This is a genomic window from Burkholderia sp. Bp9142 (genome assembly GCF_003853415.1).
Lineage (GTDB): Bacteria > Pseudomonadota > Gammaproteobacteria > Burkholderiales > Burkholderiaceae > Burkholderia.
This window is the reverse complement of sequence record NZ_QTPP01000001.1, coordinates 106,929-123,746: the sequence shown is the minus strand read 5'-3', so window position 1 is coordinate 123,746 and position 16,818 is coordinate 106,929. Positions and strand designations below refer to the sequence as shown.

9 protein-coding genes and 1 tRNA gene are annotated in these 16,818 nt (G+C 62.1%); 9 read left to right on the top strand and 1 reads right to left on the bottom strand.

Translation table 11 applies throughout. The annotated features are described in order from the left end of the window. The first annotated feature begins 47 nt into the window (after positions 1 to 47). Positions 48 to 857: a GTP cyclohydrolase FolE2 gene (gene folE2 / locus DIE22_RS00555; RefSeq protein ID WP_124495558.1), complete on the top strand. Its 810-nt coding sequence runs from the start codon at positions 48 to 50 to the stop codon at positions 855 to 857. A 109-nt stretch (positions 858 to 966) separates the two neighbouring features. On the opposite strand, the gene tsaD is transcribed toward folE2, so the two are convergent. Continuing rightward, complete coding sequence (gene tsaD, locus DIE22_RS00550) at positions 967 to 2,007, bottom strand: tRNA (adenosine(37)-N6)-threonylcarbamoyltransferase complex transferase subunit TsaD (protein WP_124495556.1); 1,041 nt, start codon at positions 2,005 to 2,007, stop codon at positions 967 to 969. Between the two features lie 122 nt (positions 2,008 to 2,129). Between tsaD and DIE22_RS00545 the strand changes: the two genes are divergently transcribed. The 8 genes from DIE22_RS00545 to DIE22_RS00510 all read left to right on the top strand — a co-directional run bounded on the left by DIE22_RS00545 (position 2,130) and on the right by DIE22_RS00510 (position 16,634). Then, complete coding sequence (locus DIE22_RS00545; protein WP_260426591.1) at positions 2,130 to 3,359, top strand: NAD(P)/FAD-dependent oxidoreductase; 1,230 nt, start codon at positions 2,130 to 2,132, stop codon at positions 3,357 to 3,359. Positions 3,360 to 3,464: 105 nt separating this feature from the next. Further along, on the top strand, positions 3,465 to 3,677 hold the full coding sequence (gene rpsU, locus DIE22_RS00540; protein ID WP_006479415.1) for a 30S ribosomal protein S21: 213 nt from the start codon (positions 3,465 to 3,467) through the stop codon (positions 3,675 to 3,677). 185 nt (positions 3,678 to 3,862) lie between these two features. Then, positions 3,863 to 4,309, top strand: a complete 447-nt coding sequence (locus tag DIE22_RS00535; RefSeq protein WP_124495552.1) for a GatB/YqeY domain-containing protein — start codon at positions 3,863 to 3,865, stop codon at positions 4,307 to 4,309. 72 nt (positions 4,310 to 4,381) lie between these two features. Continuing rightward, entirely contained in the window at positions 4,382 to 6,244 is a 1,863-nt protein-coding gene (gene dnaG, locus DIE22_RS00530; RefSeq protein WP_124604081.1) for a DNA primase, read from the top strand. A gap of 88 nt (positions 6,245 to 6,332) precedes the next feature. Further along, a complete protein-coding gene (rpoD, locus tag DIE22_RS00525) occupies positions 6,333 to 8,750 on the top strand; it encodes an RNA polymerase sigma factor RpoD (RefSeq protein ID WP_124604079.1) in 2,418 nt (805 codons plus the stop codon). A 138-nt stretch (positions 8,751 to 8,888) separates the two neighbouring features. Further along, positions 8,889 to 8,967: transfer RNA gene (locus DIE22_RS00520), tRNA-Ile, on the top strand. A gap of 319 nt (positions 8,968 to 9,286) precedes the next feature. Continuing rightward, a complete protein-coding gene (locus DIE22_RS38010; RefSeq protein WP_185640518.1) occupies positions 9,287 to 9,637 on the top strand; it encodes a hypothetical protein in 351 nt (116 codons plus the stop codon). 397 nt (positions 9,638 to 10,034) lie between these two features. After that, positions 10,035 to 16,634 (top strand): DUF3320 domain-containing protein, encoded by a 6,600-nt coding sequence (locus DIE22_RS00510; protein WP_124495547.1) that lies wholly within the window; start codon positions 10,035 to 10,037, stop codon positions 16,632 to 16,634. Positions 16,635 to 16,818: the final 184 nt, after the last annotated feature.

Genomic DNA, 16,818 nt, shown 5'->3' with positions numbered 1-16,818 from the left:
CGCGGCGTGCGCGTCGTCGAACGCGCGGCTTACAAGGATTGAACAAGATGAACCAGATGAATCCCGCCTTCGTGATGCCCGACGTGCAGAGCACGGTGGATACCCGCCAGATTCCGATTCAGCGCGTGGGCGTGAAGGCGGTCCGGCATCCGTTGACGGTGCGTACCGAAAGCGGCGACGTGCAGCCGACCGTCGGCGTCTGGAACCTCGACGTGCGCCTGCCCGCCGATCAGAAGGGCACGCACATGTCGCGCTTCGTCGCGCTGCTCGAGGAGAATCGTGCGCCGCTGACGGTCGAGCGCTTCCGCGCGATGCTCGCGTCGATGCTCGAGAAGCTGGAAGCCGAGGCCGGCCGCATCGAGGTCACGTTCCCGTACTTCGTGAACAAGACGGCGCCGGTGTCGGGCGTGCAGAGCCTGCTCGACTATGAAGTGACGCTCGCCGGCGAAAGCCGCAACGGCGAGGCGCGCCTGTTCCTGAAGGTGCTCGTGCCGGTGACGAGCCTGTGCCCGTGCTCGAAGAAGATCTCGCAGTACGGCGCGCACAACCAGCGCTCGCACGTGACGATCGACGCCGAGCTCGCGGCCGACCTGCCGGTCGAGGCGCTGATCCGCATCGCGGAAGAAGAGGCATCGTGCGAGCTGTGGGGCTTGCTGAAGCGTCCGGACGAGAAGTTCGTCACGGAGCGCGCGTACGAAAACCCGAAGTTCGTCGAGGATCTGGTGCGCGACGTCGCGCAGCGTCTCGATGCGGACGAGCGCGTGGTGGCCTACGTGCTCGAAGCCGAGAACTTCGAGTCGATCCACAATCACAGCGCGTATGCACTGATCGAGCGCGACAAGCGACACGCTGCGTAACGCCGCGTCGCCGCGTCGTTTTGCCGCTGCAACGAAACAAGGCCGCTCGATCGAGCGGCCTTGTTGTTTTCCGGTGTCTGCCGATGCGCGTTCCGGCGCGGCGCGCGGCTCAGCGTGCGAGCGACGCGAGATCCCAGCGCGGTTTCACCGTGAACGCGTAATCCGCATTCGCCTGCTCGGGCCAGCGGCCGAGCCGCAATGCGCCGGCGAGCGCGATCATTGCGCCGTTGTCGGTGCAGAGCGCGAGATCGGGATAGTGCACGTCGAAGCCGCGCTGGGCCGCGGCAGCCGACAGCGCCGCGCGCAACTGGCGGTTCGCGCCGACGCCGCCCGCGACCACGAGGCGCTTGAGCTTCGTCTTCTTGAGCGCGGCGAGCGACTTCGCGACGAGCACGTCGACGGCCGCGTCGACGAAGCCGCGCGCGAGATCGGCCTTCGCGCGCTCGAGCGCTTCGCCTTCCAGCTTCGCCGCCTCGAATTTCTTCATCTGCGTGAGCACCGCAGTTTTCAGGCCGCTGAAGCTGAAGTCGAGATCGCCCGAATGCAGCATCGGGCGCGGCAGCACGACCGCGCCCGGCGTGCCCGTTTCCGCGAGCTTCGACACTTCCGGACCGCCTGGATAGCCGAGGCCGATCAGCTTCGCCGTCTTGTCGAACGCTTCGCCGGCCGCGTCGTCGAGCGTCTCGCCGAGCGTCTCGTATACGCCCACGTCGGTCACACGCATCAGTTGCGTATGGCCGCCCGACACCAGCAGCGCGATGAACGGGAACGGCGGCGGCGCGTCGACGAGCAGCGGCGACAGCAGGTGGCCTTCGAGGTGATGGATGCCGACGGTCGGCTTGTTCCACGCCAGCGCCAGCGCATTCGCGATGCTCGCGCCGACCAGCAGCGCGCCGGCGAGGCCGGGACCTTGCGTGAACGCGATCGCGTCGATGTCGTCGCGGTGCGTGCCGCTTTGCGCCATCACTTCCTCGAGCAGCGGCAGCGCGCGGCGGATGTGGTCGCGCGACGCGAGCTCGGGCACGACGCCGCCGTATTCGCGGTGCATCGCGATCTGCGAATGGAGCGCGTGCGCGAGCAGGCCGCGCTGCGTGTCGTAGAGCGCGAGGCCGGTTTCGTCGCAGGAGCTTTCGATGCCGAGAACGAGCATGGGTAAGGGGTGGGGCGCGCTGTATCGAGCGCGCCGCAGGAAGGTCAACGTAACCGGAAATTATAGCAGGCGGGGGCCGGTCGCCGCCGCGGGCGGCCCGGGCCCGAGGCCGGGCAGGTACAATCCGCGCCATGGAAACTTATGACATCGCCGTGATCGGCGCGGGCGCCGCCGGGATGATGAGCGCCGCGGTCGCCGGGCAACTCGGTCGCCGCGTGGTGCTGATCGACCACGCGCCGCGGCTCGCCGAGAAAATCCGCATCTCGGGCGGCGGCCGCTGCAACTTCACGAATCTCCACGCGGGCCCCGACAACTACCTGTCGTCGAACCCGCATTTCGCCCGCTCGGCGCTTGCGCGCTACACGCCGCGCGACTTCCTCGTCCTGCTCAAGCGTCATCACGTCACCTGGCACGAAAAGCACAAGGGGCAGCTCTTCTGCGATCACGGCAGCGACGCGATCATCGACGCGCTGAAGCACGAATGCGACGCGGGCGGCATCGCCTGGCGCCGGCCGGTGGCCGTCGACGCCGTGCGCCACGCGCCGGCCGACGGCTTCACGCTCGACACGCAGCAGGCGGGGCCGATCCGCGCGCGCGCCTTGATTGTCGCGACGGGCGGCCTGTCGATCCCGAAGATCGGCGCGACCGACTTCGGCTACCGGCTCGCGAAGCAGTTCGGTCACAAGCTCGTCGATACGCGGCCCGCGCTCGTGCCGCTCACGTTCGCGCAACAGGACTGGGCGCCGTTCGCGGCGCTGTCCGGCGTGTCGCTCGAAGTGCGCGTGTCGACCGGCGACAAGAAGCGCGGCGGCGAATTCGTCGAGGACCTGCTGCTGACCCATCGCGGCCTGTCCGGCCCCGGCATCCTGCAGATCTCCAGTTACTGGCAGTCCGGCGACCCGATCCGCATCGACCTGCTGCCTCAGCGCGATGCGGTGGCCGACCTGCTCGACGCGAAGCACACGTCGAAGCGCCAGATCGGCTCGCTGCTCGCGGACTGGGTGCCGTCGCGCCTCGCGCACGTCTGGCTCGACACGCATCGCGTCGCGGCCGACGCGCGGCTTGCGGACCTGCCCGACAGGACGCTGCGCCAGATCGGCGACGCGCTGTCCGGCTGGACGCTGACGCCGAACGGCACCGAGGGCTACAAGAAGGCCGAGGTGACGAAGGGCGGTGTCGATACGCGCGAACTGTCGTCGGCGACGATGATGAGTGCGCGGGTGCCGGGGTTGTTCTTCATCGGCGAGGCGGTGGACGTGACGGGCTGGCTCGGCGGCTACAACTTCCAGTGGGCGTGGGCGTCAGGCACGGCGGCCGGGCAGGCGGCGGCGGAGTTCGCGCGCGGCGCCTGACACGGCCATGCGGGCCCGCGTTGAAGGGACCCGGCCCTTAGGTCTTTGTACGACGCTCTGCTATACTCGTAAATCTTCCCTGCAAACCTTTATTCGTGTCGGATCATGACGATCATTCGCGTTAAAGAAAACGAGCCGTTCGAAGTCGCCATGCGTCGCTTCAAGCGCACGATCGAGAAGAACGGTCTGCTGACCGAGCTTCGTGCGCGGGAGTTTTACGAGAAGCCGACCGCCGAGCGCAAGCGCAAGAAGGCTGCTGCAGTGAAGCGTCATTACAAGCGGATTCGCAGCCAGACGCTGCCGAAGAAGCTGTACTGAACGATTGAGCGCCGCGCGGTTCACTGAGCGGCGCACCGGCGAACTCCGCACGATCGGCCTCGATCTGGGGCCGCGAGTCGCCGATGCCGGATTCGAGCAACCCGCTTGAGACATAGTCCCAAGCGGGTTTTTGTGTTGACGTCCGTGCGCGGGCGTCGAAGTCACGTTTCCATCCCGGGTGCAAGATGAGTTTGAAAGAGCAGATCAGCGAAGACATGAAGGCCGCGATGCGCGCGAAGGAAAGCGAGCGTCTGGCGACGATTCGCCTGCTGCTGGCCGCGATCAAGCAGCGCGAGATCGACGATCGGGTGACCCTCGACGACGCGGGCATCACCGCCGTGATCGACAAGATGATCAAGCAGCGCAAGGACTCGATCAGCCAGTTCCAGGCCGCCGGCCGCGACGATCTCGTCGCGAAGGAGCAGGCCGAGCTGACCGTGCTGGGCGCCTACATGCCCACGCAACTGTCGGACGCCGAAGTGGCCGCCGAAGTCCAGGCCGCGGTCGCGGCGACGGGCGCGGCCGGCCCGCAGGACATGGGCAAGGTGATGGGCGTGCTGAAGGGCAAGCTCGCGGGCCGTGCCGACATGACCGCCGTTTCCGCGCAGGTCAAGGCCGCGCTGTCGAAGTAAAACCCGCTTCCCGGCGCGTCGCATGCGCGTGCGCCGGGGCGTCGTATCGTCTTTTTTTCGCTCGATCCCACGGTGATTCCGCATTCGTTCCTGCAGGATTTGCTGAACCGCGTCGATATCGTCGACGTGGTGGGCCGGTACGTGCAGCTCAAGAAGGGCGGCGCCAACTTCATGGGGTTGTGCCCGTTCCATAACGAGAAGAGCCCGTCGTTTACCGTCAGCCCGACCAAGCAGTTCTATCACTGCTTCGGCTGCGGCGCGCACGGCACGGCGATCGGCTTCCTGATGGAGCACGCGGGGCTCACGTTCCCGGAAGCCGTGCAGGAACTGGCGCAGTCGGTCGGGCTGACCGTGCCGCACGAGCCGTCGATGCGCGGCGGGGGCGGCGGCGACTATCCGGCGCCCGTGTCGAAATCGGTCGCGACCGCGCTGTCCGACGTGATGTCGGCTGCGTGCGACTACTATCGCAAGCAATTGCGCGGTGCGACCGTCGCGATCCAGTACCTGAAGAACCGGGGCCTGACCGGCGAGATCGCCGCGCGCTTCGGCCTCGGCTATGCGCCGGATGGCTGGCAGAACCTCGAAGCCGCGTTCCCGGATTACCGCGACGACTCGCTCGTCGAATCGGGGCTCGTGATCGTCAGCGAGAAAACCGACGCGCAAGGCGTCGCGCGACGCTACGACCGGTTCCGCGAGCGGATCATGTTCCCGATCCGCAACGTGAAGGGGCAGGTGATCGGGTTCGGCGGCCGCGTGCTCGGCAGCGGCGAGCCGAAGTATCTGAATTCGCCCGAAACGCCGCTGTTCAACAAGGGCAGCGAACTGTACGGGCTGTTCGAGGCGCGCCTCGCGATTCGCGAGCGCAAGTACGTGCTGGTCGTCGAAGGCTACATGGACGTCGTCGCGCTCGCGCAGCTCGGCTTCCCGAACGCGGTCGCGACGCTCGGCACGGCATGCACGCCGATCCACGTGCAGAAGCTGCTGCGCCAGACCGACACGGTCATTTTCAGCTTCGACGGCGACTCGGCCGGCCGGCGTGCGGCGCGCCGCGCGCTCGAGGCGTGCCTGCCGCATGCGGCGGACAACCGGACGATCCGATTCCTTTTCCTGCCGTCCGAACATGATCCGGACAGCTACGTACGCGAATTCGGCGCGGACGCGTTCTCCGGGCAGGTCGAACGCGCGATGCCGCTGTCGCAATTTCTGTTGAACGAAGCAATTGCCGGCAAGGCGCTCGATCAGCCGGAAGGCCGCGCGAAGGCGTTGTTCGACGCGAAGCCGCTGCTGCAGGCGCTGCCGGCGAACGCGTTGCGCGCGCAGATCATGCACATGTTCGCCGACCGCCTCGATATCCCGTTCGAGGAAGTCGCGGGGCTGTCGGACGTCGACACGCGCATCGCCGCGCCGGCGCGCCAGGCGCCCGCGCGCAGCGAGCGGCGGCGCGTGACGGACAGCGAAAAGCGGGCGTTGCGTACGCTCGTGATGCATCCGCGGATCGCGTCGCAGCTCGATGACGAACAGCTTGCGACCCTGCGCGCGCTGCCGCGCATCGGCGAGCTGTTCGCCGAAGTCGTCGAGCATGCGCGCGCGCTGGGCGACGGCGCGGAGTTCCGGCTGCTGTCGGACGTCCTGCGGACGTCCTCGAACGGGGCGACTTACGAGGAAATCTTCCGCGAAATTCTGGACTATGATGAAAACGTCCGTGACTTGCTGTTACAGAATCCGGAAGACGAGACGGTGCCCGAGCGGCAGCGTGAACAGGAACGGATCGCCGGGGAAGAACTGCAGGCGGCGGTGCTCAAGATGCGCTATGACGCTTGCTGCGACCGGCTCGATCGGCTGGCGCGGCAATCCACCTTCACACCCGAGGAATTGGCTGAATTGACGGAATTGAACCAGCAGCGAACCGACATGAAGCGTCGGCTCGGGCTGTAGGCGGCCGGGGCGCCAGGAGAGGGCTTCCCAGCGTGCTATAATATAAGGTTTCCAGCGGTTTGTTTTCTAAGCGGAGGCGAGATTCGCGATGGCAAAGACGACAGGCGGAAAGAAAGCAACAGGCAAGGGCTCGACGGAGCCGACCACCAAGGTCACAGCGGCCAAGTCTGCTTCTTTCGCCAGGACAACGTCTTCAGTCACGTCAGCCCCTGCAGGAAAAAAAGCCGCGGCCGGCACTGCTCAGGCTGCGCCGGCGTCGGCAGCCAGAACACGGGCTGCCGCCAGACCCGACTCCGGGCCGGCCAAGCCGGCGGCGAAGCGGGCAAGTGCGAAAAGCGCAAGGGACACGACTGCCGCCGCGGACGAAACGGCAGTACGTACTACTCATGCACCCACGGTTCAACCGGCTGTCGTCCAGCAGCCGCGAGTCGATATAGCCGGTACGGCGAACTCCATGACCAAAAAGCTGAACGAAGTATCCGTCGATGACGACGCAAATCAGAGCGACGGACAGCCCGCAGCCGCGGCTGCCCCGGGCAAATCCAAGGTGCGCGATCGTCGCGCCAAGGAAAAGGCGCTACTGAAGGAAGCGTTCGCGACGAGCACGCCCGGCACGGCCGAGGAGCTCGAGGAGCGCCGCGTGAAGCTGCGCGCGCTGATCAAGCTCGGCAAGGAGCGCGGCTTCCTCACGTATGCCGAAATCAACGACCACCTGCCGGACAACTTCACCGAGACCGAAGCCCTCGAAGGCATCATCGGCACGTTCAACGACATGGGCGTGGCGGTTTACGAGCAGGCGCCGGACGCGGAAACGCTGCTCCTGAACGACAACGCGCCGGCCGCGTCGTCGGACGATGAAGTCGAAGAGGAAGCTGAAGTCGCGCTGTCGACCGTCGATTCGGAATTCGGTCGCACGACCGATCCGGTCCGGATGTACATGCGCGAGATGGGCACGGTCGAGCTGCTCACGCGCGAAGGCGAAATCGAGATCGCGAAGCGGATCGAGGACGGCCTGCGCCACATGGTGATGGCAATTTCCGCGTGCCCGACGACGATCGCCGACATCCTCGCGATGGCCGAGCGCGTCGCGAACGAAGAGATCCGCGTCGACGAGCTCGTCGACGGCCTGCTCGATCCGAATGCTTCGGACTCCGCCGACACGGACGGTTTCTCCGCGAAGGAAGCGGAAGCGATCGAGAACGAGGACGAGGAAGCCGAAGAGGAAGAGGAAGAAGAGGAAGAGGAGGAAGATGACGGTGCCGCGCAGGCGTCGGCCAACGCCGCCCAGCTCGAAGCCCTCAAGCGTGCATCGCTCGACAAGTTCTCGCAGATCAGCGAGTGGTTCGACAAGATGCGCCGCGCGTTCGAGAAGGAAGGCTACAAGTCGAAGTCCTACCTGAAGGCGCAAGAAACGATCCAGACCGAGCTGATGACGATCCGCTTCACCGCGCGTACCGTCGAGCGTCTGTGCGATACGCTGCGTGCGCAAGTGGATGAAGTGCGTCAGGTCGAGCGTCAGATCCTGCACATCGTCGTCGACAAGTGCGGCATGCCGCGTTCGGAATTCATCGCGCGCTTCCCGGGCAGCGAGACGGATCTCGACTGGGCCGAGAAGATCACGGCCGAAGGCCATGCGTACAGCGCGGTCCTGTCGCGTAACGTTCCGGCGATCCGCGAACAGCAGCAGCGTCTGATCGACCTGCAGGCGCGCGTCGTGCTGCCGCTGAAGGACCTGAAGGAAACCAACCGCCAGATGGCGGCTGGCGAACTGAAGGCGCGTCAGGCGAAGCGTGAAATGACCGAGGCGAACCTGCGTCTCGTGATCTCGATCGCAAAGAAGTACACGAACCGCGGCCTGCAGTTCCTCGACCTGATCCAGGAAGGCAACATCGGCCTGATGAAGGCGGTGGACAAGTTCGAATACCGTCGCGGCTACAAGTTCTCGACCTACGCGACGTGGTGGATCCGCCAGGCCATCACGCGTTCGATCGCGGACCAGGCGCGCACGATCCGTATTCCGGTTCACATGATCGAAACGATCAACAAGATGAACCGCATCTCGCGGCAGATCCTGCAGGAAACCGGTCTCGAGCCGGATCCGGCAACGCTCGCCGAGAAGATGGAGATGCCGGAAGACAAGATCCGCAAGATCATGAAGATCGCGAAGGAGCCGATCTCGATGGAAACGCCGATCGGTGACGACGACGATTCCCATCTCGGCGACTTCATCGAGGACAACAACACGGTCGCGCCGGCGGATGCCGCGCTGCACGCAAGCATGCGCGACGTCGTGAAGGACGTGCTCGATTCGCTGACGCCGCGTGAGGCGAAGGTGCTGCGGATGCGCTTCGGCATCGAGATGAGCACCGATCACACGCTCGAGGAAGTCGGCAAGCAGTTCGACGTCACCCGCGAGCGGATCCGTCAGATCGAGGCCAAGGCGCTGCGCAAGTTGCGTCACCCGAGCCGTTCCGACAAGCTGAAGTCGTTCCTCGAAGGGAACTGATTTCCAGCGTCTCACTTGCGAACGCCGCCGGTATCCACGTGATGCCGGTGGCGTTTGTCCTCTTCGTCGTCTTTGTTGTTACAATGCCGGCCCGGCTTCGTTGCCGGAGCGGCGTGTAGCACGCTTTGCTTCTCGTCTGGGCCCCTAGCTCATGCTTGGTTAGAGCAGCGAACTCATAATTCGTTGGTGCCGGGTTCGACTCCCGGGGGGCCCACCAGATTCTCTTCCACGGTCATTCGAGGAAGTCTGTGCCGTTAAGCATAAAGTGTCCAGTTGGACACGTTATGCTTGATTCCCCGATGGGACGCATTGCGCTCTATCGGGAACGGGTGGTAGCGTGGAAAGCTTTGTTCGCGGTGTACAGCCGCGAATGGGCGTGAAAAAGCCGGCGCGCAGGCCGGCTTTTTCGCTGTGAAGGGGCGCGCGTCGGCTAGCTCGCGCCGGGCGCTTCCTTGACCACCTAGCGCACGTCTATGACGCCGCGGATGCTGCCAAGACCTCCTCGGCTACGCGAGCATTAAGCCCCCCGCAGGTTGATGGAGTTGCCGTCGGCGATGATGTCCCGGCATGCCGCCATCGATGATGGTGCGAGCATCGACCATGCCCTGTTCTTTCCGGCGCTGAATATATTGCCTCCAGCGTTTGGCGAGGACGCGCGCTTCCTTATTCGCATTCTGGTACAGCGCCTAGTATCGACGTCGAGTCTGCGCGCCGCCTCCGCGACGTTGATGATTGATGGCAGTTTGCTGAACGAATGCAGTGAAATCAAGAAACCCTCGCCTCAAGTTGATGCTGCAACGTTTTGTAACCTAGATGGCGGTGTGTTTTTCAAGCTCGGGGATGAATTCCATTGCGCGCACAAGATTGGCGACCGTTGTACATTGTGATGGGTCAATAGTCACATATCCCTAGTAATAATTGCCTGCTTCGGAGAAACACGGACAAGGTCAGGGACTAGGTTAGCGATGAAGCAAGATAACGGCTGGACCAACACCGCTCCACGCAGTCATCGGATAAGCTCAGCGTCGATTTTATTGCTTTCAGCATTCTGGTGACATTTATTGTCCTTGAAATGCATCTTGCCGCTGGTATCCTAATTTCCCCACTGCTGTTCGCATCTGAAGCATGTTTGTTGTTCGACGCGCGGGTGGGTTCGCCAAGCGGAAGCTTCTGGACCGCTTGAACGGGGATTAGAAAGTACGGTTGGCACGGATGTTTCCGGGGGAAGCGAGCATTCGTGGCAGCACATCTAGACGAATGGCTAGTTGTCGTTGGAGACCATTGATGAATACCGGGGTTGTTGAGCCGACGGATGAATCGGCAATGCCTTATTGCGTTCAGATTCAGGCGGCCGTCGCTGGACGGGTCAATCTGGCGGACTTCCAGAACGCGGTGCCCGTGGTTCGGGAGCTTTCCATAGTTAACGAAACGGAAGACGCATTCCGGGACCTGAAGCTCACTGCGATTTCTGACCCACCATTCCTCAAGCCCAAGACGTGGCACCTAGACCATCTGGCGGCAGGGCAGACCCTGCGTATCACGGACCTTGATTTGTCTCTCGACGGTCCGCTGCTCGGCCGCCTGACTGAGTCGGAAAAGTCGGTGGTCACACTCACACTCACTGCGCCAAACCGCGAGTCAGCCGAGGTCGCAGTTTCCGAGCAGACAGTCGAGCTTCTTCCAAGGAATCAGTGGGGCGGTTTGTCGTCGTTGCCGGACATGATTGCGGCCTTCGTTCAGCCGAACGAGCAGGCAGTCGAACGTGTGCTCAAGCAGGCTGCGGAGGTGCTACGCAAAGCAGGGAAGCCCGGCAGCATCAATGGCTACCAGGAAGGTGCAAAGCGCGCATGGGAACTCGCTTCTGCTATCTGGAATGCAATTGGTGCGATGGGACTCGACTATGCCGTGCCTCCCGCGAGCTTCGAGCGGGAAGGCCAGAAGGTGCGCGGGCCCAGCCAGATTGCGGAATCTGGGCTCGCTACCTGTCTCGACCTGGCTTTGTTCGTCTGCGCCGCACTGGAGCAGGCGGGCCTGAATCCAGTTCTCGTCTTCCAGCAGGGGCATGCTTTTCCCGGCGTCTGGCTGAAGCCCGAAGAGTTCTCGACCACTGTCATCGACGACATCACCGCTCTGCGGAAGCGGGTGAAGCTCAAAGAGATGGTCCTGTTCGAGTCGACCCTCCTTGCACAGAGGCCTCTGCCGACTTTCAGTTTCACTACGGCCAAAGGTGAGGAACACATCTCTGAAGACGAAGAGCCGAAGTTCGAGCTGGCAATTGATATTCGACGCGCACGGATGCAGCGCATCAAACCGCTTGCTAGCGAACACGCTGTAGTTCGTGACACAGCTGGCACCGAGGTGACCGAGGACCTAACTCCGCGGTGGGAGGATGCCCCTGAGTTTTTGGAGGAGCTCGAAGACGCGCATTCAGACGACGGGCAGGAGCGGCCGGAGGACCGTCTCACACGCTGGCAGCGAAGGCTCCTCGACCTGTCACTCAGGAACAATCTGCTGAGCTTCAAGTCGGGAAAGAAGTCCCTGAAGCTCGACGCGCCTGAGCCAGGACTGCTTGAGGATGTTCTGGCGGAGGGACATGCGCTAAAGCTGCTGACCCGTCCGGACCTCATGGACGGTTCGGACCCACGCAGCCAGGCTATCCATGAGGCGCGCGAGCGCGAACACATTCGCCGCCAGCACGCTCTCGACGCGTTGACGCGCAAGGAAGTGTTTATCGGGTTACCGCAGGACGAGATGGATTCGCGCCTGACTGAACTGTTCCGGAATTCCCGGACCACCTTGCAGGAGGGAGGTTCGAATACACTGTACCTCGCGCTCGGCTTCCTATCGTGGACGCGCGACGACAAAGAAGACAAGAAATATCGCGCACCTCTCATCCTCGTACCTGTCACCCTCGAGCGTCGCAGTGCGCGCTCTGGTTTCAGTCTGAAGCTGTACGATGAGGAGGCCCGATTCAATCCGACGCTCATTGAAATGTTGCGTCAGGACTTCGAGCTCGAACTCGGTGTGAACGACGTCGAACTGCCCAAGGATGATTCAGGCCTCGATGTCGCCGGAATCTGGAAAACAGTGTCTCATGCCATCAAGGACATCAAGGGCTGGGAGGTCGTGGAAGAAGTCGTTCTGGCCTCTTTCTCGTTCGCCAAATACCTTATGTGGCGAGACCTCACCGAACGTACTGAGCAGCTCAAACAGAACGCGGTGGTCCGTCACCTCATTGATACTCCGCGCGATTCGTATCAGAGTACGGTGGGGTTCCCTGATGTCCGGCGACTGGATGTTGAGCTTCCTGTGAAGGACACGTTCTGCCCGTTGCCAGCAGACTCGTCGCAGCTTTCTGCAGTGGTTGCAGGCAGCAAGGGCAAGGATTTTGTTCTGATTGGCCCGCCGGGTACTGGGAAGAGCCAGACGATCGCAAATCTCGTTGCTCAGTGCCTCGCCGAGCGTAAGCGCGTTCTTTTCGTTTCCGAGAAGATGGCCGCTCTGGATGTCGTCTACCGGCGCCTCGCGGACGTTGGCCTTGGAAATTTCTGTCTCGAGCTCCACTCCAGCAAGGCGCGGAAGACTGATGTTCTCGAACAGTTGAAAACATCATGGGATGCGTCCGCTGCCCTCGCGCCTGAGCAGTGGCACGCCGAAGCGGCCCGACTTGAAGCGCTGAGGTCCCAGCTAAATGGATATGTTGAACGACTCCATCGTCGGTATTCGAATGGCCTGAGCGTCTATGAGGCAATCGGTCGAGTCGTCGGCGGTCATGACCTGCCAGCGTTCCGGCTGACATGGTCGTCTACCCAGGCGCATGACATGGAAGCGATGCGGGGCCTTCGCGAAACCGTCGAACTGCTCGATGTCAATGCCAAGGCATTCGGTGAAGAGAAGTTGACGTCAACCCCGCTGGCGCATGTGGCTCAGACCGAGTGGTCGCCTCTCTGGGCGGCCGCGCTGGACGACGCTGCCCGTGCGGTACCAGACGTTGCGGTGCGCTTCGAGAAAGCAGCGGCTGACCTGCGTCAGGCTATAGGGCTGCCGGACCTGCCGTTGGACCCCCGAGTACGCGATGGTCTGCGGATGCTCGCCGCGGTCCTGCCGTCCGCGTCTGGTTACGACTGGCGTTTCGCGCTACGTCCGGATGCAAAGGCTATTGCGGATGGATTGCGCCAGGCAACACCATTGTTGCAGCGGTACCGGGAACTGCTTGGCACGCTGTCGACGCCTTGCTCGAATCAGACACTCGAGGATCTGCGACTCGGTATTAGCCATTTGCAACGCGATTCGGAATTGCATGCAGCTCTTTCCGTGCCTTGGAGCGAAACACTGCGCGCTCGCCTCGCCAAAGGTATCGAACTGCTGCGCACCCGGCTTGACGTTCTCGGCCAGCTTTCGATTCCATACAAGGAAGGCATCCAGACAAGGACAATTGCCGAGTTGCAGTCTGACCTGCGTGAGCTCAAGGACTCGAACTGGCCGATGAGCATGATGCGCAAACGGTCCTTGACGAAGAAGCTCAGGGAGCTTGCAGGTGGAAACGGTGGCGAACCGAACATCGACGGTGATATCGAGTGTCTTGCGCGAATTGACGCCATCGATAACGAAATCAAGGAATACAGTGACCTGTTCTCGCTCACTTCGAGCGTATGGACGGGGCTCAAAACCGACCTTGATGTAGTTTGTGCACTCCTGTCATTCCAGACGGCCCTCGAGCGTGCTCGTGAACGCTCGAACTGGGACGACGTGGGCCTTGACCCAGTCAGCCGAGGGCAATGTGGCGATGCTGCTCAAGATGACCTGCAGCGGATGCGTGAGCTGCGGAAAATCGAGCAGGTTATTGCGAGTCTCGCTCATCTGGAAATCGAGACGGGCAATGTCTGGGCCGGTTACAAAACTGATGTTGTAGTCGCGAAGGCATACGTGCCTTTTCAAGGAGCGCTCTCTGCTGCACGAGCAGAAACCCACTGGGTGGATGACGGATATACGGTAATCGAGTCTGGACGCGCCGGCCCAACCGCGGCCACCGACATACGAAACATGCGCGAGTTGGTTTCGTTGCATGCCCGAATTCAGGAGTTCGCAGACCTGCCAGGCAAGACGTCCGGTCTGTGGAGCGGTCTGCAAACCAAGATTGATGGCATTGAGCCGGCCCTCAAGTTTTTCGAGTCTCTCTCGGCCGCACTGGCTAACCTCGCGAATACACCTGAACTGCTTGCAGCGGTCAAAGCCCCGGTCGCCCTTCTGCTTGGCGACGGCAATATTCTGCTTGAACCGTCAGGCATTGTTGCTGGTACGGGGTGCACCTATGCCGAAGCGCTGCAGTCGTTTAATGAAGTTGTCGCTCAATTTGCTACGGCCGGCGGGCTGGTATCTTCGGAACACGCGACTCTTCATTCGCTTCTCCCCGGACAAGTAGCGGAACGCGCTAGGCAGGTGGTGCAGAATGCTAACCGGCTGAAACTCTGGTGCGCCTGGCGGAAAGTCCGTCAGCATGCGCTTTCGGTGGGATTGGCCCCATTGGTTTCAGGTATCGAAGACGGCAATATTCAGCGTGGGCAGGTGAAGGCGGTCTTTGAGACTAACTACTGCCGCTGGTGGTTGAATGCGGTCGTGGATGGCGACGAGGTTCTGCGTAACTTTGTGTCCGCCGAGCACGAAAAACGCATCCAGGATTTCCGCGAGCTTGATGAGCAGTTCGTCGCTCTGACTCGGGCCTGGGTCAGAGCGCAACTTTCGTCCGGTCTTCCTTCGCCGGCGAGGGTCGCACTGGGCTCCGAGTGGGGGCTCCTGCGTTATGAGATGCAGAAGAAGACCCGACATCTTCCGTTGCGCGAACTTATGTCGAAGGCTTCTGGTGCAATTCTTAGATTGACCCCTTGTCTGCTCATGAGCCCGCTGTCGATTGCCCAGTATCTACCGGCCGAAACCTCTGACTTTGATGTCGTGGTCTTCGACGAAGCTTCTCAGATTCCGGTCTGGGATGCGATTGGTGCAATGGCGCGGGCGCGGCAAGTCATCATGGTCGGTGACCCGAAGCAGCTCCCGCCGACCAGCTTCTTCGACCGTGCGGAATCCGACGTCGACGATACGGATGTCGAGGCGGAACTCGAGAGCATTCTGGAGGAATGTATCGGAGCGAACCTGCCGACGATGAAACTGTCGTGGCACTACCGCAGCCGGCACGAGAGCCTTATTGCCTTCTCGAACTACCGGTACTACAGCGGCGACCTGGTTACATTCCCGAGTCCCGTCACCAACGACAGGGCTGTCAGCTTCAATCTCGTGACCGACGGCCAGTACGAGCGCGGTGGAGCCCGTACCAACAAACCAGAGGCGAAGGCGCTTGTGGCCGACTTGGTCGGCAGATTGAAGTCCCCGGGATTCATCGACAGTAGGATGACGGTCGGTGTCGTCACGTTCAACACCGAGCAGCAGCGCCTGATTGAAGACCTCCTTGACGAGGAGCGTCGCAAGGACCCGTCAATCGAGCCGCACTTTGCCGAGTCAGCGCTTGAGCCGGTGTTCGTCAAGAATTTGGAAAGCGTTCAAGGTGACGAGCGGGACATTATGTACTTCTCGATTACTTATGGCCCTGGCATTGATGGCACGATGCCGATGAACTTCGGTCCGATGAACCAGCAAGGTGGGGAGCGGCGCCTCAATGTTGCTATCACGCGTGCCCGCCAGGAACTGCGTGTGTTTGGCAGCTTCAAGCCGGAGAAGATGGACCTGTCCCGAACGCAGGCGCTGGGTGTTCGAGACTTGAAGCACTTCCTCGAGTTTGCCGAGCGAGGAGCTCGCGCTTTGGGTGAAGCCGTTGCCGGCAGCATTGGCGACTTCGATAGCCCGTTTGAGAAGGCAGTGTGCGTGGCACTGGCGGAGAGGGGCTGGACGGTTCATCCTCAGGTGGGCGTATCGGCGTTCCGTATCGACCTTGGCGTGGTGGACCCCGATGCTCCTGGCCGCTATCTGGCAGGCGTTGAATGTGATGGCGCGACCTACCATCGCTCAGCGACGGCTCGTGACCGCGATAAGCTGCGCGAGCAGGTTCTGAGAGGACTTGGTTGGGAAATCGTCCGAATCTGGTCAACAGACTGGTGGGTTGACATGCCGGGAACCCTCGAGAAGGTGGATAGTCAACTGCGAGCTTTGCTTGCCGTCAGACGAGAAGCGGAGGCAGCGGAGATGCAGAGCGCTGCAGCAATCGCGGAAGAGGTCCTCGCCGCCGCAAAATCGGGTTCAGGTAGCGGATTCAGCAACGCAGATGCAGTAGAAGATGTTGCGCCGAAGCTGGTATCGAAGGCTGCAGTCTCCGAAGATGAAGCGCTGGTCATGTACGCTCGCGCCGCGTCAACGCCGATATCCGTTGAGCGCGAGGAGGCGATATTCGTTGAAGTTGACTTGACGATTTCCGACCACGAGCGTGACCCGGAGCTGTTCTTCGCTCACTCTTACGACGAGCGTCTGCTCGCGATGATTACAGCAGTCGTCAACGTCGAGGGACCCGTGCGCGACGAGGTTCTGGCAAGACGTATTGCTCGCGCGCATGGATGGTCCCGAACCGGCTCTCGCATTCTGAATCGCGTGATCGACCTCGCGTCGAAGCACTTCGATGCAGAGACTGAAGATGTTGGCCTGTTTATCTGGCCTAAGACTGTCGGTAATAAGGCATCTTTAGCGTTCAGAAGTCCGCTGCCCGGAGCTACACGACCGGTAGATGAGGTTTCAATCTCAGAACTGAGAATGCTTGCGACGAAACTGCAAGCCGAGGGACATGACGAAGAGTCAGGGCTCAACGCCATGAGTCGAGAGCTGGGCCTTCTTCGGCTGCGCGGCGCGAGCAGGGAGCGTTTGGAGCAAGCATGGCGATGTGAATAACGTGGAGTTCAGACGGGCCGCCGATAGCACCGCACGCTCTGTTGACGAATCTCGCTAGGCGACCTCAAGGCGCTTGCTATAGAAATGCTGCTGGTCGGCCATGGTAACGAGTCGGGTGTTATCGCGACGGTACGCGATTGGTCTGAGCAAGGTCTCGGCAGTGAGTAAGGCTCGCCTGGCGAGA